Below are 22,016 nucleotides of genomic sequence, written 5' to 3'. Positions count from 1 at the left end.
TCAGGTCCGATCCTCACGGACCACCGCCACCTCACCGGCCGGCAGCGCCAGCTCACCGTCGCAGCGCCGTCCGGTCAACAGCTCGACGCCGCGCGCCGGCAGGCGTACCTCGGTGTCGGTGTGGTTGATCGCGAACAGCCAGGTCCGGTCTTCGTCGCGGCGGCGGACCACCTCCACGCCGGACGGCGCCGACGCCGCCGGGCGGACGCCGGCCTCGGCGAGCAGGCGGGCCACCAGTCGATCGGTGGCCGGCTCGTCCAGCCGGGTGCCGACATACCAGGCGGCGCCGTCGCCCACCCGGTGCCGGGTCAGCGCCGGCACGCCCGGCAAGGGCCCGTCGGTGTACGACGCCAGCACCTCGGCGCCGTCGGGGTGCACCCACTCGGTCCACAGGTCGGCGGTGTCGCCGTCGTCGAGGTGGACCTGCTCGCCCTCGCGCAGTGGGAAGAACTCCTCGGTGCGGACGCCGAGCAACTCCCGGAACGCGCCCGGGTAGCCGCCCAGCCGGATGTGGTCGTTGGCGTCCACGATGCCGCTGAAGTAGGTGACGGCCACCGTGCCGCCTGCCTCGACGTACCGGTGCAGCGCGGCGACGTCGGCGTCCCGGACCAGGTAGAGGGTCGGCACCAGGACCAGCCGGTAGCCGCTGAGGTCGTCCGACGGGTGGACGATGTCGGCGGTCACGCCGGCCCGCCAGAGCGAGCCGTACAGGGCGTTGAGCCGGTCGGCGTAGGTGACGTCGACGCTGGGGTGGGAATCCAGTTCGACGCCCCACCACGCCTCCCAGTCGAACAGGATCGCCACGTCGGCGTCCACCCGACTGCCGCGTACCTCCGCGAGGGCCTTGAGGTCCGCGCCGAGTTGGCAGACCTCGCGGAACACCTTGGTGTCCGGTCCGGCGTGCGGTACCAGCGCGGAGTGGAACTTCTCGGCGCCGACGCGGGAGGCCCGCCACTGGAAGAACAGCACGCCGTCGGCGCCGCGGGCGACGTGCGCCAGACTGTTGCGACGCAGTTGCCCAGGCAGCTTGGCCACGTTGCGCGGCTGCCATTGGACGGCGCTTGTGGAGTGCTCCATCAGCAGCCACGGATCGCCGCCGGCGACGCCCCGGGTGTGGTCGGCGGCGAGCGAGAGACCAAGGTGCGCCTGCGGGTCGGCGGCGGTCAGGTAGTGGTCGTTGGCCACCAGGTCCACGTCGTCGGCCCAGGACTGGTAGTCCATCTGCTTGACGCCCATGCCGATCATGAAGTTTGTCGTGATCGGCTGACGGACCAGCGTCTTGAGCACCTCGCGTTCGGCGCGCAGTTGGGCGCGCAACTCGTCGGAGGAGAAGCGCAGGAAGTCGAGCTGCTGCGTCGGGTTGGCGAAGGCCGTCACCGTGCGCGGCGGGTTGATCTCGGCCCAGTCGCCGTAGCGCTGACTCCAGAACGCGGTACCCCAGGCATCGTTGAGCGCGGACAGGTCGCCGTAGCGCTCCCGCAGCCAACGGCGGAACGCCTCGGCGCTGACGTCGCAGTAGCAGTGCGCGTTGTGGCAGCCCAGTTCGTTGGAGACGTGCCACATCACCACGGCGGGGTGTTCGGCGTACCGGCCGGCGACCGCCCGCACCAGCTCCAGCGAACGCTCACGGAAGATGGGCGAGCTGGGGCAGTACGCCTGTCGGCCGCCCGGCCAGAGGATCGTGCCGTCGGCCTGGCGGGGCAGCATCTCCGGGTGCGCGCGGGCCAACCACGGCGGTGGGCTGGCCGTGGCGGTGGCCAGGTCGACCTGGATGCCGCCGTCGTGCAGCAGGTCCAGCACCCGGTCCAGCCAGCCGAACTCGAACCGACCGGGGGTGGGCTCCAGCAGGGCCCAGGAGAAGATGCCGACGGAGACCAGGTTGACGCCGGCGCGGCGCATCAGCTCGACGTCCTCGGACCAGGTCTCCTCGGGCCACTGCTCCGGGTTGTAGTCGCCGCCGAAATAGATGCTGTCACCCTGCCATCGCCGCATGACAGCTGAGGGTGCACCCGCCGGTCCACGAAGTCAACAGGTTCCAACATCGAGTTTCCGTCCCATGCTTGCCAGGTAACGGCCGTGTCACGGCTGGGTTACCGGAGGCGAACTGCCCCCTTGACAGCGCCTGACCGCAGAGTAACTTGAGGCCCCACTGGCCGTTCGTGTTCGTCAATGTGGATTCTCGGTGGATCTCAATGTGTGATCACGACGCCAACCTGCCATCACCACCCTGATGGTCCCTGGACGTAGCTCCTTCTCATTCGCAGGAGGCACAGATGTCCCGTCCCCAATCCCAAGCCGAGTACCTGGCTCGGCTCGTACCGCCCTCAGTTGCCGGCATCAACCGACGATCGTTGCTGGCCGGCGCGGCCGGCACGGGCGCGCTGCTCGGCACCGGCCTGCTCGCCGGCTGTGGCGACGACTCCGGCTCCGGGGGGTCCAGCAAGGACGTGTCGCTCGGCTCGAACCAGTCCGACCCGAAGCCCAAGGACGTGCTCGTCAAGGTCACCGACGGGTTCAAGACGTCGTCCGGTGTGCAGGTCGCGATCAATACGGTCGACCACAACACGTTCCAGGAGAACATCAACAATTACCTACAGGGCAAGCCGGACGACGTGTTCACCTGGTTCGCCGGCTACCGAATGCGCTTCTTCGCGCAAAAGGGTCTGGCCAGTGACATCAGCGACGTGTGGGGCAAGCTCTCCGGCTACTCCGACGCCTTCAAGAAGGCGTCCACCGGCGACGACGGCAAGCAGTACTTCGTACCGGCGTCCTACTACCCGTGGGCGGTGTTCTACCGCAAGTCGGTGTGGCAGCAGCACGGCTACCAGGTGCCCACCACCCTGGACCAGCTCACCGCGCTCGGCGCACAGATGAAGAGGGACGGCCTCACCCCCATCGCGTTCGCCGACAAGGACGGCTGGCCGGCGATGGGCACCTTCGACATCCTCAACCTGCGGATCAACGGCTACCAGTTCCACATCGACCTGATGGCCGGCAAGGAGGCCTGGACCTCCGACAAGGTCAGGAAGGTCTTCGACACCTGGGCCGGCCTGCTCCCCCTGCACCAGCCGGACAGCCTCGGCCGCACCTGGCAGGAGGCCGCGCAGTCGTTGCAGCAGAAGAAGAGCGGCATGTACCTGCTCGGCCTCTTCGTCGGTCAGCAGTTCAGCAACGAGGAGCAGAGCGACCTCGACTTCTTCACCTTCCCCGAGATCGACCCGGCCATCGGCGCCAAGGCGCTGGACGCCCCGATCGACGGCTACATGATGGCGCGTAAGCCCAAGAACGAGGCGAACGCACTGAAGTTGATGGAGTACTTCGGTGGCAAGGACGCCGCAGACCTCACCGTGAAGAACGACCCCACCACCCTGGTCGCCAACACCAGCGCCGACGTCAGCGGCTACACCGCGCTGCAGAAGAAGGCCGCCGAACTGGTCGGGTCGGCCACCGAGATCGCCCAGTTCCTCGACCGGGACACCCGGCCGGACTTCGCCTCCACGGTGATGATCCCGGCGATCCAGCAGTTCATCAAGAACCCCAAGGACATCGACGGGCTCACCTCGTCCATCGAGAGCCAGAAAAAGTCGATCTTCACTGACTGACGGCGGAAGGGGGAGGACATCGTGTCCGACCTGCCCCTGATCCAAGCGGATCGCGCCGTGCCGCCGCCGGCCACGACCACCTCCACGGGTGGTCGTCGCCGGCGGCTACGGCTCCTGTCCCGCACCGACCGCGTGGTCATCACGCTGATGGTGCTCGTCCCGCTGCTGCTCGTGACCGGGTTCGTCTGGTTGCCGGCGGCGGCCACCGTGCTGCTCTCCGGCACCAACTGGGACGGCATCGGCCCCCTCAACGAGATCGAGTTCGTCGGCGCGCGCAACTACAGCGACGTGGTGAACATCTACCCGCCGTTCGTGCCGGCGATCCAGCACAACCTGCTCTGGCTGGCGGCGCTGTTCGTGGTCGCCACCCCGTTCGGCATGTTCCTGGCCGTGCTGTTGGACAAGGAGCTGCGCGGCAGCCGCTTCTACCAGACCGCGTTGTACCTGCCGGTGGTGCTCTCGCTGGCGCTGATCGGCTTCGTCTGGCAGCTGCTCTACTCCCGGGACCAGGGCCTGATCAACGCCGTCTTCGGCAGCAGCATCGACTGGTACGGCGACTCGAGCGTCAACATCTGGGCGGTCATGATCGCCTCCGGCTGGCGGCACGTCGGCTACATCATGCTGCTCTACCTGGCCGGTCTGAAGGGCGTCGATCCGTCGCTGCGCGAGGCGGCGGCTGTCGACGGCGCCTCGGAGAGCCGGGCGTTCTTCCGGGTCGTGTTCCCCGTCATGCGGCCCATCAACATCATCGTGCTGGTGGTGACCGTGATCGAGTCGCTGCGCGCGTTCGACCTGGTGTGGGTGGTCAACAAGGGCCGTAACGGGCTGGAGCTGATCTCCGCGCTGGTCACCCAGAACGTGGTGGGCGAGGCGAGCCGGATCGGCTTCGGCTCGGCACTGGCAACGATCATGCTGGTCGTCTCGCTGGTCTTCATCACCATCTACCTGGCGACCGTGATGAGGGAGAACCGGGAATGAGCGTGGACACCCCGGTTCGCCGGCGCAAGCTGACCCCGTTACGTATCCTGCTGCACGGCTTCCTCATCGTCGTCTCGCTGGCCTGGCTCTTCCCGATCGCCTGGGCGGTGCTGACCTCGCTACGGTCGTACGACTACACAGCCGCGAACGGGTACGTCTCGTTCGGCGGCTGGACCTTCGACAACTACGTCACCGCCTGGCGGACGGCGGAGTTCGGGCAGCACTTCCTCAACTCGGTGTACATCACCGTGCCGGCGGTGCTGCTCACCCTCTTCCTCGCCTCCTGCGTGGCGTTCGTCATCGCCCGGTTCAGTTGGAAGCTCAACCTCGTCCTGCTCGGGGTCTTCACCGCCGCCAACCTGCTGCCCCAGCAGGCGCTGCTCATCCCGCTGTTCCGGCTGTTCACCGAGGTGCCGCTGCCGGAGTTCATGAGCGACTCGGAGCTGCTCTACGACAGCTACTGGGGCCTGATCCTGATCAACGTGGCCTTCCAGTGCGGCTTCTGCGTCTTCGTGCTCAGCAACTACATGAAGGCGCTGCCCCGTGACCTGTACGAGGCGGCGATGGTCGACGGGGCGAGCATCTGGCGACAGTACTGGCAGGTCACCATGCCGCTGTGCCGACCGGCCCTGGCCGCGCTGGCGACGCTGGAGGTGACCTGGATCTACAACGAGTTCTTCTGGGCCACCGTCCTCATGCGGACCGGTGACAAGTTTCCGGTGACCAGCTCACTCAACAACCTGCGCGGTGAGTTCTTCACCGACAACAACCTGGTCTCGGCGGGCAGCGTGCTCGTCGCGATCCCCACCCTGGTGATCTTCTTTATGCTCCAGCGGCACTTCGTTCGGGGCCTGACCTTGGGAGCCTCGAAGGGATGACGATCCTGCACCTGCGCCGCGCGCGGACCAGCCTGGTGCTCGACGCGCGCGGCCCGGGGCTGCCCCGGGTCGTGCACTGGGGCGGCGACGTCGGTGACCTCGACGACGACGGCCTGCGCCAGCTCGTCGACGCGACCGTACCGCCGGTGGTGCCGAGCGGCTTCGACGAGCCGACGGTGTTGTCCCTGCTGCCGGAGGCGAGCGCCGGCTGGAGTGGACGGCCCGGCCTGGCCGGGCACCGTGACGGACGGGACTGGTCCACCTCCTTTCGCCTCGACGGGGTGGACGTGCGCGACATCGGCCGCGACCCGGGCCGCCTGGCTGCGGGCGGGGACGTGGTGGGCGTACTCCCCTCCGACGGTGGGCACGGCGGGCCCGGCGCGGCGCTGCTGACCGTGCGGGCGGCGGACCCGGCGGCCGGGCTGACAGTGACCATCGAGATCATGCTCGACCCGTACGGCCTACTGACCGTCCGGCATCGGCTGCGCAACGACGGCGACGGCGCGTACGAGCTGCGGGAGCTGACGCCGGTGCTGCCGGTGCCGGCGGTCGCCACCGAGCTGCTCGACCTGACCGGCCGCTGGTGTCGGGAACGGTCCCCGCAGCGGCACCCGTGGCAGCACGGCGCCTGGGTCCGTGCGGGCCGGCGCGGCCGCACCGGGCATGACGCCACGCTGCTGCTGGTGGCCGGCACCGCCGGTTTCGGCTTCGGCCACGGCGAGGTCTGGGCGGTGCACACCGCGTGGAGTGGCGACCACGTCACGTTCGCCGAGCGTCTGCCCACCGGCGAGTCGACAGTCGGTGGTGGCGAGCTGGTGGCCCCCGGGGAGGTCCGGCTCGGCCCCGGCGAGTCGTACGAGACGCCCCTGCTCTACGCCGTCTGGTCCGACGCCGGGCTGGACGGGCTCAGCGACGTACTCCACTCGCACCTGCGGGCCCGCCCCGGGCACCCACGCTCCCCCCGCCCGGTGACCCTCAACGTCTGGGAGGCGGTCTACTTCGACCACGACCTGGACCGCCTGCGGGCGCTCGCCGACCGGGCCGCACAGATCGGCGTGGAGCGGTTCGTGCTGGACGACGGCTGGTTCCGCGGTCGGCGCGACGACACCGCCGGCCTCGGCGACTGGTACGTCGACGAGGACGTCTGGCCGGACGGCCTGCAACCGCTCATCGACCACGTGACCGGCCAGGGCCTCCAGTTCGGCCTGTGGGTCGAGCCGGAGATGGTCAACCCCGACTCGGACCTGTTCCGCGCGCACCCCGACTGGCTGCTCGCCGTGCCGGGGCGACTGCCGCCGGCCTGGCGTCACCAGCAGGTGCTCGACCTGGGCCGCCCCGAGGCGTACGCCCATGTGCTGGAACGCCTCGACACGCTGCTCACCGACCACCCCGGCATCCGATACCTGAAGTGGGACCAGAACCGGGACCTCACCGAGGCCGGTCATCAGGGCCGTCCCGGGGTGCACGGGCAGACCCTGGCGGTCTACCGGCTCTTCGACGAGTTGCGCGCTCGGCACCCGGGCGTGGAGATCGAGAGCTGCTCGTCCGGCGGGGCCCGGGTGGACCTGGCCATCCTGGCCCGCACCGACCGGGTCTGGGCCAGCGACTGCAACGACGCCCTGGAGCGGCTCAGCATCCAGCGCTGGACGGGGCTGCTGCTGCCACCGGAGCTGATCGGCACCCACATCGGCCCGGAACGCTCGCACACCACCAACCGCGTACACGACCTGGGTTTCCGGGCGTCGACCGCGCTCTTCGGCCACCACGGCATCGAGTGGGACATCGCGTCGATCAGCGCCGCCGAGCAGACCGAGCTGGCCGCCTGGGTGGCACTGCACAAGCGGCTGCGCCCGCTGCTGCACGCCGGCCGGGTGGTCCGGGTCGACCACCCGGACCCGGCCGTCTGGGCACACGGCGTGATCGATCACGACAACACCCGAGCGGTGTACGCGGTGGCACGGCTGACCACCTCGGTGCCGCAGGTGCCCGGCGCGGTACGACTGCCCGGCCTCGACCCGGGCCGGCGGTACCGGGTGCGGCAGGTGTCGGGCGTACCGGCCCCGGCGACCATCGACCTGGCCGCGCCCACCTGGCTGGCGGGTGGTCTCACCCTCAGCGGGGCGGCGCTGGCCCGGGTGGGTGTGCAGCTGCCCGCTCTGCACCCGGAGCAGAGTCTGGTGCTGGAGGTCGACGCCGTCGACTGACAAGATTCTGGAGAATCTTCGGCCGGGGTGTCGAGAACGGCAGGGCCTGCTTCTACCTCAGGGTGGGAGCACCGACGAGGGTGCGCAGGCATGAGGAGCCAACCATGAAGTACATGCTGCTGATGCAGTTCAGCGCCGCCGAGGCCAACTTCCCGGGCATCGACACCTGGACCCAGGACGAGGTCCGGGCACACATCGCGTTCATGGGCGAGGTCAACGACAAGCTCACCGCCGCCGGCGAGTGGGTCGACGGCCAGGGCCTCGGCGGCCCGCAGCAGGCCCGGATCGTCCGGGCGGGCGAGGGCGGGACGCCGGTGGTCACCGAGGGTCCGTTCGCCGAGACGAAGGAGTTCCTGGCCGGCTTCTGGATCGTCGACTGCGAGAGCCCGCAGCGGGCCGTGGAGCTGGCCGCGCACATCTCCACGGCGCCCGGCCCCGGCGGACGGCCGCTGAACATGCCGATCGAGGTGCACCCGGTGATGTCCGCCCCGCCACAGGAGCTGTGAGGACTGAACATCGATCCCCGCATCGAGGACCTGCTGCGCGACTTGGCGCCGCAGGTCCTCGGCGTGCTCAGCCGTCGCTTCGGTGACTTCGCCACCGCCGAGGACGCGGTGCAGGAGGCGCTGCTGGCCGCCGCCACCCAGTGGCCGACCGAGGGGCTACCGGCGAACCCCCGTGGTTGGCTGATCCAGGTCGGTTACCGCCGGATGATCGAGTTGGTCCGCGGTGAGCAGGCCCGACGCCGCCGGGAGGACCTGGTCGCCAGCCGGGATCCGGACGACCAGCGGTACGCGCCAGCCCCGGACGAGGAGTTGACCGCCGAGCGGGACGACACGCTGGTCCTGCTCTTCCTCTGCTGCCACCCGGCGCTCGCGCCGACGTCGGCGGTGGCGCTGACCCTGCGCGCCGTCGGCGGGTTGAGCACCGCCGAGATCGCCCGCGCGTTCCTGGTGCCCGAGGCGACGATGGCGCAGCGGATCAGTCGAGCCAAGCAGCGCATCCGGGCATCCGGGCTGCCGTTCCGGATGCCCGAGCAGACAGAGCGGGCGGACCGTTTGATCGCCGTCCGGCAGGTGCTCTACCTGGTCTTCACCGAGGGGCACACCAGCACCACCGGCCCGCACCTGCGCCGGATCGACCTCGCCGCGGAGGCGATCCGGCTCACCCGCGCGCTGCACACGCTGCTGCCAGACGACAGCGAATCGGCCGGGCTGTTGGCGTTGATGCTGCTCACCGAGGCACGCGGCCCGGCGCGGACCGGCCCGTCCGGCGAGCTGATCTCACTGGCCGACCAGGACCGCACCCGCTGGGACGCGGCGGCGATCGCCGAGGGCATCGCACTTGTCACCCGGGCCCTGCCGCGTGGGCCGGTCGGCCCGTACCAGGTGCAGGCCGCCATCGCCGCCCTGCACGACGAGGCGCCGAGCACCGAACAGACCGACTGGCCGCAGATCCTGGCGCTCTACGAGGTGCTGGAACGCATGGCTGGCAGCGCGGTGGTGGCCCTCAACCGGGCCGTGGCGACGGCCATGGTGCACGGGCCGGCCGCCGGCCTGGCCGCCCTCGACGCGTTGACCCACGACCCGCAACTGGCCGGGCACCACCGGCTGGCCGCCGCCCGCGCCCACCTGCACGAGATGGCCGGTGACCAGGCCCAGGCGATCGCCGACTACCGCACCGCCGCCGCCCGCACGAGCAGCCGCCCCGAACAGCTCTACCTGACCATGCGGGCAGCCCAACTGGCCGCCGAGCGCGTCGATCTCCCGTAACGCGGTCCCGCGCGGCGCGACCCAGGCGCCACAGCCGGCAATCTTGGACTCTTTCCGTTAGCTGCTAACGGAAAGAGTCCAAGATCTACCCTGCCAGTCCTCTCCCCCGCGCCTACCGGAGGCAGGCGGGTCGGCGGGGTGCGGACGTCGCCGGCACTAGCCTGGGCGGGACGGGTTCATCGACCACGAAGGACCGAGGGGCCGCATGGCGTACGTGCTGCTGGGGATCGCCATCCTCGCCGAGGTGCTGGCGACCAGCCTGATCAAGAGCACCGCCGGCTTCAGCCGTCTCTGGCCGACGGTGGCGTGCCTCGGCGGTTACGCGCTGGCCTTCGTCCTGCTGGCCCAGGCCGTCAAGGAGATCCCGGTGGGTGTCGCGTACGCCCTCTGGTCGGGTCTGGGCACCGCGGCCATCGTGGCGATCGGGGCGGTGTTCCTGGGTGAGTCGGTGGGGCTCGCCAAGCTCACCGGCATCGCGCTGATCATCGCCGGGGTGGTCGTGGTGAACCTGGCCGGGGAGCACTGACCGGGACGGGCTCCGGTGGTCGGGTCCGAGGCGGTCCCGACCACCGGTCCGACGGTCAGCTCGCCGTACAGCTCAGCGCCGGCCGGCTGTCGGTGCCGGTCCAACTGCCGAGGAAGCCGAAGCTGACGCTGGCCCCGGCGGCCAGCCGCCCGTTGTAGGCGGTGTTGCGTGCGGTCACCGTGGTTCCGCTGCTGGTGACGGTCGTACCTCATCCCGGAAGCCGGACCAGTCCTCGCAACCGGTTCAGTTGGCGGCCCCGATGCCCGGACAGCCGCAACGGCCCACGCGAACGCGGGCCGTCACGGGGCGGTCATCCCCACCACAGGATGTGCGCCACACCCAGCTCTTAACCGGTTAAGAGCGACGGTAGGCAGGGGACCGCGATCCGTCAAGCACCGCGGCAGCCGAACCGGACGAGAGGGTTGACCGTCGTGCACCGGGGTATCTCGGGAACGATCCGTCAGTGAGAGGGGATACCACGATGGTCAGCGTCGGCTACACCCTGATGAGCGAGCAGGCCGGGCCCAAGCAGCTGGTGGACCATGCGGTACGGGCCGAGGCGGCTGGTTTCGACCAACTGGTGGTGTCCGATCACTACTACCCCTGGCTGGACTCCCAGGGCCACTCCCCGTACGCCTGGTCGGTGCTCGGCGCGGTCGCCCACGCCACCTCCCGTGCGCAGCTGATGTCCTTCGTGACCTGCCCGATCCGCCGCTACCACCCGGCCGTGGTCGCGCAGAAGGCCAGCACTATCGGGGCGCTCTCGGACGGCCGGTTCACCCTCGGCCTGGGCGCCGGGGAGAACCTGAACGAGCACGTCGTCGGCGGCTGGCCGCACGTCCAGCAGCGGCACGAGATGTTCGAGGAGGCGTTGCAGATCATCCGGCCGTTGCTCAACGGGGAAACTTTGACCTTCTCCGGCAACCACTTCGACGTGCCCGACGCCTACATCTGGGACCGTCCCGAACGGCCGGTGCCGATGGCCGTCGCCGCGTCCGGTCGTCAGTCCGCGACGCTGGCCGCCGAGTACGGCAACGGCCTCATCTCCACCGAACCCGACCGGCACATCATCGAGATGTACGACGACGCCGGCGGCGTCGGCCAGCCCCGCTACGGCCAGGTGGCCATCTGCTACGGCCCCGACGAGGCGGAGTGCCGCAAGATCGTGCACGACCAGTTCCGCTGGTTCGGGATGGGTTGGAAGGTGAACGCCGACCTGCCCGGCCCGGACGCCTTCGCCGCCGCCACCCAGTTCGTCCGCGAGGAGGACGTCGCCGAAGGCATCTCCTGCGGTCCGGATGTGGACGCGCACGTCGAGGCGTTCCGCAAGTTCGTCGACGCCGGCTTCACCCACGTGGCGATCATCCAGGTCGGTGGGGAGACCCAGCCGATGTTCCTGGACTGGGCGCAGGAACAGCTGCTGCCCCGACTGCGCCAACTGTGAACACGGACAGGTGAACGTCATGCGCTTCGGCAACACGGAGATCCGCCCGCTCGGCGGTGGCCTCGGCTGCCTCCTGATGATCCTCTTCTCGATCGTGGCCTCGGTGGTGCTGACCGTCCTACTGAATCTGGTGCTCTGAGCCCCACCCGTCTCAACGGCGCAGGCCCAGGGTGCTGAGCACCTCCCGGACGGCCAACCGGGCCGGGTCGAGCACGGAACGGCGGGCCCAGCGGGCCGCCGGCGCGACGGTGGCCCGCCACAGCCAGCGCAGCCCTCGCCCGAGCGGGCGTAGCAGCAGTCGATGGAACAGTCGCAGCAACCGGCCGGCCGTGCGCCACGCACCGATCACCGCGGCGACGACCAGCCGACCGACGGGCGTGAGCACCGCGCCCAACAAGCGCAGCGGCCATAGGAGCAGGTACCTGGCGAGCCAGACCAGCACGCGCCCCAGGACGACGAGGGCCGGACGCAGCCCATGGCGGTTCAACCAGACCAGCGCGGGCCAGATAACCGTGCGGACGACCCACACCAGCGGACGCCACAGCAGGTGCCGGGCGCACCAGAGCAGCGGAAGCCAGACCAGCCGGTGCAGAAGCCAGGCCAGCGGGGCCAGCAGCCAGCGCCGCAGGAACCGGCCCGCCGGGCGGAGCAGGTACCGGTGCAGCAGCCGGCCGGCAGCCGCGATCAGCTCCCAGAGCAGGCGTACCGGCAGCACCACGACCAGCGCCACACCGCGCGCGACGGCCGCGACGAGCGGGGGCGCGACGGCGGCCGGCTGCGCCCTGCCCGAGGCCAGCGCGTCGGCGGCCGGACGTGCCCTCGCCGCCGCGGCCCGGTGATCGTTGGGCGGACCGGGCAGCGGCGAGCGGAGGGTGCGGCGGTCGGTCACGGTGGCACGGTAATCGACCCACGCCACGCCCCCGGAGTGCCCGCGGCGCGGACCGGCGGGTGGCGTCAGCCGGGGAACAACTCCAGCGTGGCGAGCAGCGGATAGTGGTCGGAGGCGGTGGCCGCCAGGCCGTCGCGGATCACCCGGCAGTCTCGCGTCCGCTGCGCCACAGCGGTGCTGCCGAGCAGGTAGTCCAACCGCATCCCGGCGAACTCGGCCCCGCCGAGCCGGGTGGGCACGGTGAGACCGGCGGCCTCCGGTGCGTCGACGTTGCCCGACGGCCAGAGGTCGACGAGGCCGGCGGCGAGCAGCCGGGCGATCGCGCGGGTGTCCACGGCGTCGCCGGAGCGACGCAGGTGCCGCCTGCGGTAGAGGATGGGCATGCCGGCCAGGCGCGCGGTGTGGTCGACGGTCGGGTCGAGCGAGTTGAGGTCACCGGTGACCAGCGTCAGCGGCCCCTGGTCGCGGCGCATCGCGGCCACCAACCAGTCGACCTCCATCCGCCGCCGACCCCCCGAGTACGGGTAGAGGTGGGTGCCCAGCACGGTGAACGGACCGGCGGACGTGGCCACCACGACACGGGCGGCGGCGTGGTGGAACGGGCGGCGCACCGAGCCCGCGCCGACGACCCGGTACGGCGGTCGGACCAGCACCGCCACCGGCTGCCCGAAGCAGGACCGGGCCAGGTGGGGCGTCATCCCCACCCGGCCCGCCACGGTGGCCATCAGCCCGTCCCGGTCGAAGCCGCGCAGCTCCTGCAGGGCCAACACGTCCGGGGCCTGCTCGTCGACGACCTGGACCACCTGGTCCAGCCGGTCGGAACCGCCGCGATCCCGGCCGCCGGTGCGGATGTTCCAGGTCATCACCCGCAGCACGACGGCGACGCCTAGCCGGCCCGGCCGGCCCGCGCCAGCTCGTCGTCGAGAGTGTCCACGTCCTCCGACTCGATGGCCGGCTGGTTGCCTTCCTTCAGGTCCTCGTTCGGGCGGACCACCAGGTAGAGCAGCCCGATCCAGAGCGCGGAGAGCAGGATCGCGCCCATGAAGTCGGTCGGGTGGTGCATCCCCCGGTACATCCGGGAGGTGGCCACCCCCACCGGCATGAGCACGGCCAGCGCCACGAAGACCCAACGCCACCACCTGTCGGTACGCGGGAACACGATGAGGGTGATCGCCAGCCAGACGCAGATGGTGGCGGCGATGTGCCCGGACGGGAACGACGAGGTGGGCATCTGCCCGTCCAGGTTCTCCACCGGCGGACGCGGCCGGTCGACCGCGCGGGCCGACGCGAGGAAGAGGGTCAGCTCACCCACCATCGCCAGCGCGACGAAGAGCACCGGGCGCCAGCGCCGCCACACCGCCAGCACCAGCGGGCAGAACACCAGCGAGATCAGCAGGATGGCATGGGTGTCACCGAACTTGCTCCACCACCAGCTGACCTCGGTGAGCACCTCGTTGTGCCGCTCGGCGAACCACCGCGGCACCTCGGTGTCGAGGGTGTCGAAGAAGGTGCCCTTGGCGTGGTAGCTGACGTACATGCCGAAGCCGTACAGCGCTCCGAACACGATCACCCAGCCGACCAGCAGCTCGGCCACCGCCGAACGGGGGTGGGCCAGCACGTGTTCCTCGGCCGGGGCGGGGGCGATGTCGTGCCCCGCCTCCGGCTCCAGGCCCTCGGTCAACGGCGGCACCGGCCTCCCCCGCTCGCGCCGCCACAGCCGGAAGGCGTACGCGGTGACGCCCAGCCAGGCGGCCCCCAGCAGCCAGGCGGCCAGCACGTCGGAGACGAAGTGCACGCCCAGCGCGATCCGGGTCAGGCCCACCAGTGCCACCAGCACACCGACCCCGACGATGGCGGGCTTGCGCCAGCGGGGCGCCATCGCCGGCAGGAACACCAGCAGCAGCGCTCCGTACGCGACGACCGAGCCGAGCGCGTGCCCGCTCGGGAAGCTGTTGCCGGGCGCGCTGGCGATCGGCACGTCCACGACCGGGCGGAGCCGGCCGACAAGCGTCTTCAGGGACGGGTCGAGGATCAGGCCACCGACCCCCGTGATGATCAGGTAGACGGCGAGTCGGGGTTGGCGCCGGATCAGCAGCCCGACCACGGCGATGGTGACCAGCCAGATGAGGATCGGCCGGCCGCCCAGATCCGTCACCGCCTGGAGCACGGTGACCAGCGCGTGGTGCGGTGCGACGAGCCCGTTGAACCACTCGGCGACCCCGTGGTCGACATCCTGCAGCGGGCTCCACTGCACCCGGACGAGCAACAACAGCAGCCCGAAGGCCACCCCGGCACCGGTGACGGCCACCAGACCGGCAATGCTCCGCTCGGCGAAATGACCGATCGGACGGCGGGCCACCTCTTTGACCGCGGTCACCCCGCACCTCCCTTGTCGCCTCTGGCGAGTCGCTGTACCCGATCCGCGTCTGGCGAGGCGTTTTACCCGATCCGCGTCCGTCGTACACGCCGGCGCCGCTAGAGCGCCGACATGTCCCCGGTGTCGTACAGCTCGGCGCGGTCCGGGTCGGGCTCCCACAGGTCCGGTTGGGCGGGTTCCTGCACACCGATGCGCAGCGCCTCCAGTTGGGCGGCGAAGGCCAGCCCACCGAAGAGCGCCATCCCGGTCAGGTTGGCCCAGAGCAGCAGCGCCATCATGCCGGTCAGGGCGCCGTAGGTCTGCCCGAAACCGTCACTGAACCGCACGTACGCGGCGAGCAGCAGGCTGGCCAACCACCACAGCGCCGTGGCGATGCCGGCGCCGAACAACAGCCAGGACAGCCCGGGCTGGTTGCGGCGCGGCGCGTGTCGGAACAGCACGGCGACGGCGACGACGGTCAACCCGAGGCTCAGCGGGAAGCGGACCACGTCCCAGATGCCGTTGGCGACCGCGCCCCACTCGTAGTGTTCGCGGACCGAGTCGCCGATCGCGCCGCCGCCGACCAGGATCAGGAAGCCGGCGAGCGCGGGCAGACCGGCGGTGACGGCCAGGACGGCGGCACGCAGATATTTCCGCACCGCCGGGCGGTCCCGTTCGACGCCGTAGATGCGGTTGGCGCCCCGCTCGATCTGGGCCATCGTGGTGGTGAGCGTGAACAGGCCGGTGAGCAGACCGAGGGTGAGTGCCAGCTCTCCCGCGTCCTCGACGCGTTCGCCCTCCCCGAGCAGCTCGGCGACCATCTGCGCGCTCTGGCCGGGGGTGAGCGCCAGGACTGTGTCGGCGACCACCTGGCCGCCCTCCTCGACGCCCAGCTCGCTGATCAGGCCGGTGAGGGCGATCAGGAACGGCACCACGGCGAGGCAGAGTTGCAGCGCGAAGGCCCGGGAGTGGCTGAACCCGTCGCCGTAGCGGAACCGGATGAACGCGTCCCGCAGCAGGTGCCAGCCGCCCTGCCGGCGCAGTGTGTGCCAGGCGTCGTCGGCGGACAGCTCCTCGTCGGCCATCAGCCGGGTCTCCGGCACGATCCGGGTGCTACTCACGGCGCGCTTCCTCGATCAGCTGCTCGCCCCGCTCCCCGGCACCCTGCGCGTCGACGGCCAGGTCGGGGGCATCCTGGGGCTGGGGGACGCACAGCCAGAGCGCCTCGGGTCGGACCTCCGCCCGCAACTGCCGGCCCGGGGAGATCAGGTCGCCGTCCAACTCTCGAGGCTGCGCCCGGTTGCTGGTGACCACGACGCGCCGCCCCCGGAACACCTCCATCTGCGGCACCTGGCCGCTGCGGCGGATCACCGCCCAGCCGAGCGCGAGCCAGTGCCGCAGGTTGCGCGGGGTGAGCACGGCGACGTCGAGCCAGCCGTCGTCCGGCTCGGCCTCGGTCAGCAGGGTCACGCCGCCCTGCAGCCGGCCGACGTTGGCGATCAGGACCGAACGGGCCCGGCGGCGCACCGGCGGGCGGTCGTCGACACGGATCTGCACCCGCATCGGCCGGTCCCGTAGGTGCCGGGCGGCACCCATCACGTACGCCGGCCAGCCGATGCGGGCCTTGGTGGTCTCGGAGGTGGCGGCGAGCATCTGGGCGTCGAAGCCCATGCCGGCCATCACTGTGAAGTATTGGTCCTCGACGGCGCCGACGTCGAGCAGCCGTCGGCCGCGTTCCACAGCGACCTGCAGCCCGGCGGCCAGGTCGGTGGAGAGCCCAAGGTTGGCGGCGAGCAGGTTGCCGGTGCCCTGCGGCAGCACGGCGAGGGCCACGTCGGTGCCGACCAGCCCGCTGACGCAGGACATCACGGTGCCGTCGCCCCCACAGGCGAAGACCAGGTCGACGCCGGCCTTGACGGCCTGCTCGGTCTGACCGCGACCCGGGTCGTCGACTGTCGTCTCGTACCACTGGGGCGCGGGCCAACCGGCCGCGGTCAGGGCGTCGTCGACGGTGCGGCGCAACTCGTCGAGATCGTCGATCTTGACTGGGTTGACCACCACGGCGGAGCGCAGCCCGCCGTCGCCGCCCGAGGGCCGCCTGTCCTGTCCAGCATCCACGGCGTCAGTGTGCAGCACCCGGACGGCTTCAGCGACCCGGCGACCGGACCGCGTCGGAAGTGCCACAGACAGGTTTCAAGACGGCCCCACCCGTCAGGCCGCCGCCCGCAGTGCGAGCTCCACCCGCCAACGCAGATCGTCGAGGTCGACACCGGACTCGGTGAGCACCAACGCCCCCAGCCCGTTGCCCTCCCGGAGCACCCCGAGCAGGATGTGCTCGGTGCCGATGTGGCGGTGGCGCAGGCGCAGGGCCTCCCGCAGGGACAGCTCCAGCGCCTTCTTCGAGCGGGGCGAGAACGGGCCGCCGAGGTAACGCCTACGCCCCCAGCGGCGGCGCGGCGCCGGCACCGCCTCCCGCAGCGCGTCCGGGCCGAAGGACTGCTCGATGCGGGCCACGATCGCGGCCAGGTCGATGCCGATCTCCCGCAGGGCCGCCGCGTCCGCGTCGCCGAGGCCGGCCCCTCCGCTGGCGGTGTGGCGGCGGATGCGGTCGCGCAGGTCGTCGGCCCGCACTCCCGCGTCGGCGAGCACCCGGCTGGCCAGCCCGTCGTCGTCGGCGAGCAGGGCGAGCAGGAGGTGCTCGGTGCCGACCGGCCGCTGGCCCTCGACCCGTGCCTCCTCCAGCGCCCGGCGCACCACGTCGCGCGCCCGGTCGGTGAACCGTTCGAACATCACGCCTCCCAGGATGAGTTGACCGCCGGTCGCCCGGCGTGCTTCTTGTGCACTGCCTGCCGACTGACCTCGAGCGTGTCGGCGATCTCCTGCCAGGACCAGCCCTGTCGTCGGGCGTTGTCCACCTGGACCACCTCCAGCCGCTCGAGCAGCCGGCGTAGCGCGCGGACGGCGCGCAGCCCGACCCGGGGGTCGGTGCTGCCGGCTGCCGCCGCGAGTTCTGTCGCCTGACTCATGTCGTCAACATACGTTGACAAGCCCTCCGGTGTCAACCCTGGTTGACGACGAGAGATGGCCGCAGCCGATCGGGGCCCGCCATCGTCCTCATCCGACTACCCTCGGTCAGGGACAGCTTGGTCGTGCCGGGCGCGACGCCCGGGAGGTGATATCGGATGGCCGCACCCGCCGACGCAGCGGTGCTGGTCGGCCTCGGGTCGGAACTCGACCTCCCGGTCGTCGAACAGGCCGCGCAGGAGGCCGCCGGACACGGCCGGCCACTGCACCTGCTGCACACCTTCGACTGGCGCGCGGCCTTCGCCGCGGACACCGTCGCCGCGCCCCGCGACCAGGCCGAGGAACTGATCACCCGCGCCGCCCAGCTCGCCCACCAGACCGAGCCTGGGCTGACCGTACGCGGTGAGATCGTCGAGAGCGCCATGCTGCCCACCCTCATCCGCCGCTCGGACGCCACCTTCCTGCTGGCCGTCGGCGACAGCGGAATGGCGGGCAGCGGGCAGTGCGTCCCGGCCGAGACGACCGCCGTGCAGTTGGCCGCACGGGCCGGCTGCCCCCTGCTGGTGGTCCGGCGTGAACCGCCGCCGCCGGGCCCGGTGCTGGTGGGTGTCGACGGCTCCCCCAGCTCACACATTGCCCTGCAGTGGGCCGTGGAGTGCGCGGCCCGCCGGGGTGCCCGACTGCTGGCGCTGCGGGTCGTCGAGTACGACGAGGACACCGACGCGGTCGCCGAGCAGCTCAGCGAGGCACTGGCCCGGCACACCGGCCGGCACAGCGCGGTGCCGACCGAGTGCCGCGTGATCCGCGGTGAGCCCGCCGAGGTGCTGATCGACGCGTCCCGCAACGCGCAGTTGGCGCTTGTCGCCGCCCGCGGCGACGAACCGGGCCGAGCCATGCTGGGCGCGGTCGCCCAGTCCCTGCTGTACCACTCACCGGCTCCGGTGGTCGTCGTCCGCGGCCTGGCCGAGGCGCCGCTGACCGGGCCTGGCGCCGGCCCGGCCTAGGACCAACGGCCCTGACCCGGGGCTTCCACGGCGGCCCGGCCGGACGCCCCACTCCTACCCGCGAGAGGCAGCATGATGGACACCGCTCTCGACGTGCACCGCGCCCTCACCGACGACGAACTGCGTCGGCTGGACGCCTACTGGCGCGCCGCGAACTACCTCACCGTCGGGCAGATCTACCTGCTGGACAATCCGCTGCTGCGGGAGCCGCTGACCCCCGACGACATCAAACCTCGACTGCTCGGGCACTGGGGCACCAGCCCCGGCCTCAACCTGATCTACGCCCACCTCAACCGGGTGATCGTGGCACGCGACCTCAACGCCATGCTGGTCACCGGCCCCGGCCACGGCGGCCCGGCCATCGTGGCCAACACCTGGCTGGAGGGCACCTGGTCGGAGCGCTACCACGACGTGGCGCGCGACGAGGCCGGGATGTCGCGGCTCTTCCGCCAGTTCTCCTTCCCGGGCGGCATCCCCAGCCACGTGGCCGCGGACGTGCCGGGTTCGATCCACGAGGGCGGCGAGCTGGGGTACGCGTTGAGCCACGCCTACGGCGCCGCGTTCGACAACCCCGACCTGCTGGTGGCCTGCGTGATCGGCGACGGTGAGGCGGAGACCGGGCCGCTGGCCGGCAGTTGGCTCTCCGACGTGTTCCTCAACCCGGCGCGCGACGGGGCGGTGCTGCCCATCCTGCACCTCAACGGCTACAAGATCGCCAACCCGACCGTGCTGGCCCGGATCCCCGAGACCGACCTGCTCGACCTCCTGCGCGGATCGGGCTACCAGCCGTACGTGGTGGCCGGCGACGAGCCCGACCGGGTGCATCGGACCCTCGCGGCGACGCTGGACCGGGTGCTGGGCGAGATCGCCGAGATCCAGCGGCGGGCCCGCTCCGGGGGCGTCGTCGAACGTCCCCGCTGGCCGATGATCGTTCTGCGGACGCCGAAGGGCTGGACCGGCCCGCGTGCGGTCGACGGCACCCAGGTGGAGGGCACCTACCGCGCCCACCAGGTGCCGTTGTCGGGCGTACGCGACAACCCGGCGCACCTGGCCGAGTTGGAGCACTGGCTGCGCAGCTACCGACCCGAGGAGCTGTTCGACGCGACCGGCGCGCCGGTGGACGAACTCCTGACGCTGCCGCCGCGCGGTGACCGGCGGATGAGCGCCAACCCGGTCACCAACGGCGGCGTGGTGCTGCGCGACCTGACCCTGCCGGACTTCCGCGACTACGGCGTGGAGGTTCCCGAACCGGGCACGCCGATCGCCGGCGCGACAGGGGTGCTCGGCCCGTGGATCCGCGACGTCATCAGCGCCAACCCGCAGACGTTCCGGCTGTTCGGCCCGGACGAGGTCGCGTCCAACCGGCTGGGCGCCGCGTTCGAGGTGACCGACCGGGTCTGGGTGGCCGCCACCATGCCCGGCGACGACCATCTCTCTCCCGACGGGCGGGTCATGGAGGTGCTCTCCGAGCACCTGTGCCAGGGCTGGCTGGAGGGCTACCTGCTGACCGGCCGGCACGGCGTGTTCACCAGCTACGAGGCGTTCATCCACATCGTCGACTCGATGCTCAACCAGCACGCCAAGTGGCTGAAGGTGACCCGGGCCATCCCCTGGCGGCAGCCGATCGCCTCACTGAACTACCTGCTGTCCAGCCACGTCTGGCGTCAGGACCACAACGGCTTCTCCCACCAGGACCCGGGCTTCATCGACCACGTCGTCAACAAGAAGGCCGAGGTGGTGCGGGTCTATCTCCCACCGGACGCGAACACGCTGCTCGCCACCATGGACCACTGCCTGCGCAGCCGGCACTACATCAACGTGGTGGTGGCCGGTAAGCAGGCGGCGCCGAACTGGCTGACGATGACCGAGGCGATCCAGCACACCCGCCGTGGCCTGGGCATCTGGGAGTGGGCCAGCAACGACGGCGGCACCGAGCCGGACGTGGTGCTCGCCTGCTGCGGGGACGTGCCCACCCTGGAGACGTTGGCCGCCGTCGAGCTGCTGCGCCAGAACCTTCCGGACTTGAAGGTGCGCCTGGTCAACGTGGTCGACCTGATGCGACTCCAGCCGGACACCGAGCATCCACACGGCCTGACCGACAACGAGTTCGACACCATCTTCACCGAGGACCGGCCGATCATCTTCGCGTACCACGGCTATCCGTGGCTGATCCACCGACTCACCTACCGCCGCAGCAACCACGACAACCTGCACGTGCGCGGTTACAAGGAGGAGGGCACCACCACCACCCCGTTCGACATGGTGATGCTCAACGACCTGGACCGCTTCCACCTGGTCATCGACGTCATCGACCGGGTGCCCGGGCTGGCCGCCAGCGCCGCGCACCTACGCCAACGGATGGTCGACGCCCGGCAGGCGGCCCGCGACTACACCCGCCAGTACGGCGAGGACGACCCCCAGGTCGCCGAATGGCGCTGGGTCCGCGAAACCGACCCGACCACCCCCTGAAGGAGAACGACGTGCGCGACGCGGAGATCCTGGTCGGCTACGACGGTTCCACCGACGCCTCGGTGGCCCTGGACTGGGCCGTGGAGGAGGCGCGGCACAGCGGTCAGCCGGTGCGGCTGGCGTACGTCTTCGAATGGCTGACCGTGGCCAGTTGGGTCGGCCCGGGCGTGGCGCCCGGCGTGTGGCCCGACGACACCGCCCGCCGGCAGGTCGACGACCTGGTCCGCAGGGCCGCGGCGGACGCCGCCGCGGCCAACCCCGAGCTACGGATCACCGGCGAGGTGTACGACGGGCCGCCCGCGCTGGTGTTGCAGGAACGCTCGGCCGAGGCCGGAATGTTGGTGCTCGGCAGCCGAGGCCACGGCGGATTCGGCGGCCTGCTGGCCGGGTCGACTGCGGTGTCGGTCGCCGCGCACGCCCACTGCCCGGTCGTGGTGGTTCGGGACGGGGCCGGCAGCGCCGCGCCCGACACGTCGGGCCGCCCGGTGACGGTCGGGGTGGACGGCTCGGGGCCCTCGCTGGTGGCGCTCGGCTTCGCTGCGGAACGGGCGGCGCAGCGGCAGATGCCGATGCGCGTCCTGCACGCCTGGACGCCGGGGCCCGGCGGGGCGGCCGGGGCGCCCGACGAGCGGGCCGCCGTCGAGCAGGCGCTGGAGCCGTGGCGTCGGACGTTTCCCGATCTGGCGGTGACCGTCGACCTGGTCTCCACCAGCCCGGCGGCGATGCTGATCGAGGCGAGTCGGGACGCGCGGCTGGTCGTGGTCGGCAGTCGGGGCCGGGGCGGGTTGGCCGGCATGCTGCTCGGCTCGGTCAGCCAACAGCTCATCCAGCACGCCAACTGCCCGGTGGCGGTGGTCCGCGAACGCTGAC

The 22,016-nt window shown here is 71.2% G+C and carries 19 protein-coding genes and 1 pseudogene; 11 read left to right on the top strand and 9 right to left on the bottom strand.

The features are described 5' to 3' along the window. Entirely contained in the window at nucleotides 1-1,992 is a 1,992-nt protein-coding gene (locus tag ACLQ3B_RS31800; RefSeq protein ID WP_425784353.1) for a beta-galactosidase, read from the bottom strand. 281 nt (nucleotides 1,993-2,273) lie between these two features. Here ACLQ3B_RS31800 and ACLQ3B_RS31795 point away from each other — a divergent pair, with 281 nt between their 5' ends. The 7 genes from ACLQ3B_RS31795 (at nucleotide 2,274) to ACLQ3B_RS31765 (ending at nucleotide 9,960) form a co-directional block, all read left to right on the top strand. Further along, the gene (locus ACLQ3B_RS31795) at nucleotides 2,274-3,602 is read left to right on the top strand and encodes an ABC transporter substrate-binding protein (RefSeq protein ID WP_425784352.1); all 1,329 of its coding nucleotides are present in this window, start codon (nucleotides 2,274-2,276) and stop codon (nucleotides 3,600-3,602) included. 21 nt (nucleotides 3,603-3,623) lie between these two features. Continuing rightward, on the top strand, nucleotides 3,624-4,580 hold the full coding sequence (locus ACLQ3B_RS31790) for a carbohydrate ABC transporter permease (protein ID WP_425784351.1): 957 nt from the start codon (nucleotides 3,624-3,626) through the stop codon (nucleotides 4,578-4,580). Next, nucleotides 4,577-5,458 carry a carbohydrate ABC transporter permease gene (locus ACLQ3B_RS31785; RefSeq protein ID WP_425784350.1) on the top strand — a complete coding sequence of 294 codons (882 nt, stop codon included), beginning with the start codon at nucleotides 4,577-4,579 and terminating at the stop codon, nucleotides 5,456-5,458. Before ACLQ3B_RS31790 ends, ACLQ3B_RS31785 begins: the two co-directional genes overlap by 4 nt. Beyond that, a complete protein-coding gene (locus ACLQ3B_RS31780) occupies nucleotides 5,455-7,662 on the top strand; it encodes an alpha-galactosidase (protein ID WP_425784349.1) in 2,208 nt (735 codons plus the stop codon). The genes ACLQ3B_RS31785 and ACLQ3B_RS31780 overlap by 4 nt, the downstream gene beginning before the upstream one ends. Before the next feature lie 104 nt (nucleotides 7,663-7,766). Continuing rightward, the gene (locus ACLQ3B_RS31775) at nucleotides 7,767-8,168 is read left to right on the top strand and encodes a YciI family protein (protein ID WP_425784348.1); all 402 of its coding nucleotides are present in this window, start codon (nucleotides 7,767-7,769) and stop codon (nucleotides 8,166-8,168) included. Between the two features lie 3 nt (nucleotides 8,169-8,171). Next, nucleotides 8,172-9,434 carry an RNA polymerase sigma factor gene (locus tag ACLQ3B_RS31770; RefSeq protein ID WP_425784447.1) on the top strand — a complete coding sequence of 421 codons (1,263 nt, stop codon included), beginning with the start codon at nucleotides 8,172-8,174 and terminating at the stop codon, nucleotides 9,432-9,434. A 205-nt stretch (nucleotides 9,435-9,639) separates the two neighbouring features. Beyond that, nucleotides 9,640-9,960, top strand: coding sequence for a DMT family transporter (locus ACLQ3B_RS31765; protein ID WP_425784347.1), 321 nt, complete (start codon nucleotides 9,640-9,642; stop codon nucleotides 9,958-9,960). 55 nt (nucleotides 9,961-10,015) lie between these two features. Here ACLQ3B_RS31765 and ACLQ3B_RS31760 read toward each other — a convergent pair. Beyond that, nucleotides 10,016-10,153, bottom strand: a pseudogene (locus ACLQ3B_RS31760) (cellulose binding domain-containing protein); the annotation flags it as partial. Between the two features lie 288 nt (nucleotides 10,154-10,441). Between ACLQ3B_RS31760 and ACLQ3B_RS31755 the strand changes: the two are divergent. Continuing rightward, nucleotides 10,442-11,404, top strand: a complete 963-nt coding sequence (locus ACLQ3B_RS31755) for a TIGR03557 family F420-dependent LLM class oxidoreductase (protein ID WP_425784446.1) — start codon at nucleotides 10,442-10,444, stop codon at nucleotides 11,402-11,404. Between the two features lie 151 nt (nucleotides 11,405-11,555). Here the strand turns inward: ACLQ3B_RS31755 and ACLQ3B_RS31750 are convergent, their stop codons facing one another. The 7 genes from ACLQ3B_RS31750 to ACLQ3B_RS31720 all read right to left on the bottom strand — a co-directional run bounded on the left by ACLQ3B_RS31750 (nucleotide 11,556) and on the right by ACLQ3B_RS31720 (nucleotide 17,675). Further along, nucleotides 11,556-12,293, bottom strand: a complete 738-nt coding sequence (locus ACLQ3B_RS31750) for a hypothetical protein (protein WP_425784346.1) — start codon at nucleotides 12,291-12,293, stop codon at nucleotides 11,556-11,558. Between the two features lie 65 nt (nucleotides 12,294-12,358). Beyond that, nucleotides 12,359-13,168 carry an endonuclease/exonuclease/phosphatase family protein gene (locus tag ACLQ3B_RS31745; protein ID WP_425784345.1) on the bottom strand — a complete coding sequence of 270 codons (810 nt, stop codon included), beginning with the start codon at nucleotides 13,166-13,168 and terminating at the stop codon, nucleotides 12,359-12,361. Nucleotides 13,169-13,179: 11 nt separating this feature from the next. After that, complete coding sequence (locus tag ACLQ3B_RS31740) at nucleotides 13,180-14,670, bottom strand: phosphatase PAP2 family protein (RefSeq protein ID WP_425784344.1); 1,491 nt, start codon at nucleotides 14,668-14,670, stop codon at nucleotides 13,180-13,182. A 98-nt stretch (nucleotides 14,671-14,768) separates the two neighbouring features. Then, nucleotides 14,769-15,770 carry a YihY/virulence factor BrkB family protein gene (locus tag ACLQ3B_RS31735; protein WP_425784343.1) on the bottom strand — a complete coding sequence of 334 codons (1,002 nt, stop codon included), beginning with the start codon at nucleotides 15,768-15,770 and terminating at the stop codon, nucleotides 14,769-14,771. After that, nucleotides 15,763-16,767 (bottom strand): diacylglycerol/lipid kinase family protein, encoded by a 1,005-nt coding sequence (locus ACLQ3B_RS31730; protein ID WP_425784342.1) that lies wholly within the window; start codon nucleotides 16,765-16,767, stop codon nucleotides 15,763-15,765. The genes ACLQ3B_RS31735 and ACLQ3B_RS31730 overlap by 8 nt, the downstream gene beginning before the upstream one ends. Nucleotides 16,768-16,860: 93 nt before the next feature. Further along, a complete protein-coding gene (locus ACLQ3B_RS31725; RefSeq protein ID WP_425784445.1) occupies nucleotides 16,861-17,439 on the bottom strand; it encodes a Clp protease N-terminal domain-containing protein in 579 nt (192 codons plus the stop codon). Then, on the bottom strand, nucleotides 17,439-17,675 hold the full coding sequence (locus ACLQ3B_RS31720; RefSeq protein WP_030336062.1) for an HTH domain-containing protein: 237 nt from the start codon (nucleotides 17,673-17,675) through the stop codon (nucleotides 17,439-17,441). The genes ACLQ3B_RS31725 and ACLQ3B_RS31720 overlap by 1 nt, the downstream gene beginning before the upstream one ends. 156 nt (nucleotides 17,676-17,831) lie before the next feature. Between ACLQ3B_RS31720 and ACLQ3B_RS31715 the strand changes: the two genes are divergently transcribed. The 3 genes from ACLQ3B_RS31715 (at nucleotide 17,832) to ACLQ3B_RS31705 (ending at nucleotide 22,015) form a co-directional block, all read left to right on the top strand. Beyond that, nucleotides 17,832-18,677: a universal stress protein gene (locus tag ACLQ3B_RS31715; RefSeq protein ID WP_425784341.1), complete on the top strand. Its 846-nt coding sequence runs from the start codon at nucleotides 17,832-17,834 to the stop codon at nucleotides 18,675-18,677. A gap of 75 nt (nucleotides 18,678-18,752) precedes the next feature. Continuing rightward, nucleotides 18,753-21,146 (top strand): phosphoketolase family protein, encoded by a 2,394-nt coding sequence (locus ACLQ3B_RS31710; protein ID WP_425784444.1) that lies wholly within the window; start codon nucleotides 18,753-18,755, stop codon nucleotides 21,144-21,146. Further along, nucleotides 21,107-22,015 carry a universal stress protein gene (locus tag ACLQ3B_RS31705; protein ID WP_425784340.1) on the top strand — a complete coding sequence of 303 codons (909 nt, stop codon included), beginning with the start codon at nucleotides 21,107-21,109 and terminating at the stop codon, nucleotides 22,013-22,015. Before ACLQ3B_RS31710 ends, ACLQ3B_RS31705 begins: the two co-directional genes overlap by 40 nt. Nucleotide 22,016: the final 1 nt, after the last annotated feature.

The organism is Micromonospora sp. DT53, from assembly GCF_049841535.1.
In the GTDB taxonomy this organism is placed as follows: domain Bacteria; phylum Actinomycetota; class Actinomycetes; order Mycobacteriales; family Micromonosporaceae; genus Micromonospora.
Note: the sequence above shows the minus strand (reverse complement) of the source record. Positions and strands in the feature narration are given on the sequence as shown.

Excerpts from the sequence above, each read along its gene's own strand:
- ACLQ3B_RS31800 (WP_425784353.1), bottom strand. The coding sequence starts at position 1,992 with ATGCGGCGATGGCAGGGTGACAGCATCTATTTCGGCGGCGACTACAAC.
- ACLQ3B_RS31795 (WP_425784352.1), top strand. The coding sequence starts at position 2,274 with ATGTCCCGTCCCCAATCCCAAGCCGAGTACCTGGCTCGGCTCGTACCG.
- ACLQ3B_RS31785 (WP_425784350.1), top strand. The coding sequence starts at position 4,577 with ATGAGCGTGGACACCCCGGTTCGCCGGCGCAAGCTGACCCCGTTACGT.
- ACLQ3B_RS31780 (WP_425784349.1), top strand. The coding sequence starts at position 5,455 with ATGACGATCCTGCACCTGCGCCGCGCGCGGACCAGCCTGGTGCTCGAC.
- ACLQ3B_RS31775 (WP_425784348.1), top strand. The coding sequence starts at position 7,767 with ATGAAGTACATGCTGCTGATGCAGTTCAGCGCCGCCGAGGCCAACTTC.
- ACLQ3B_RS31765 (WP_425784347.1), top strand. The coding sequence starts at position 9,640 with ATGGCGTACGTGCTGCTGGGGATCGCCATCCTCGCCGAGGTGCTGGCG.
- ACLQ3B_RS31755 (WP_425784446.1), top strand. The coding sequence starts at position 10,442 with ATGGTCAGCGTCGGCTACACCCTGATGAGCGAGCAGGCCGGGCCCAAG.
- ACLQ3B_RS31725 (WP_425784445.1), bottom strand. The coding sequence starts at position 17,439 with ATGTTCGAACGGTTCACCGACCGGGCGCGCGACGTGGTGCGCCGGGCG.
- ACLQ3B_RS31720 (WP_030336062.1), bottom strand. The coding sequence starts at position 17,675 with ATGAGTCAGGCGACAGAACTCGCGGCGGCAGCCGGCAGCACCGACCCC.
- ACLQ3B_RS31715 (WP_425784341.1), top strand. The coding sequence starts at position 17,832 with ATGGCCGCACCCGCCGACGCAGCGGTGCTGGTCGGCCTCGGGTCGGAA.
- ACLQ3B_RS31710 (WP_425784444.1), top strand. The coding sequence starts at position 18,753 with ATGGACACCGCTCTCGACGTGCACCGCGCCCTCACCGACGACGAACTG.
- ACLQ3B_RS31705 (WP_425784340.1), top strand. The coding sequence starts at position 21,107 with ATGGCGCTGGGTCCGCGAAACCGACCCGACCACCCCCTGAAGGAGAAC.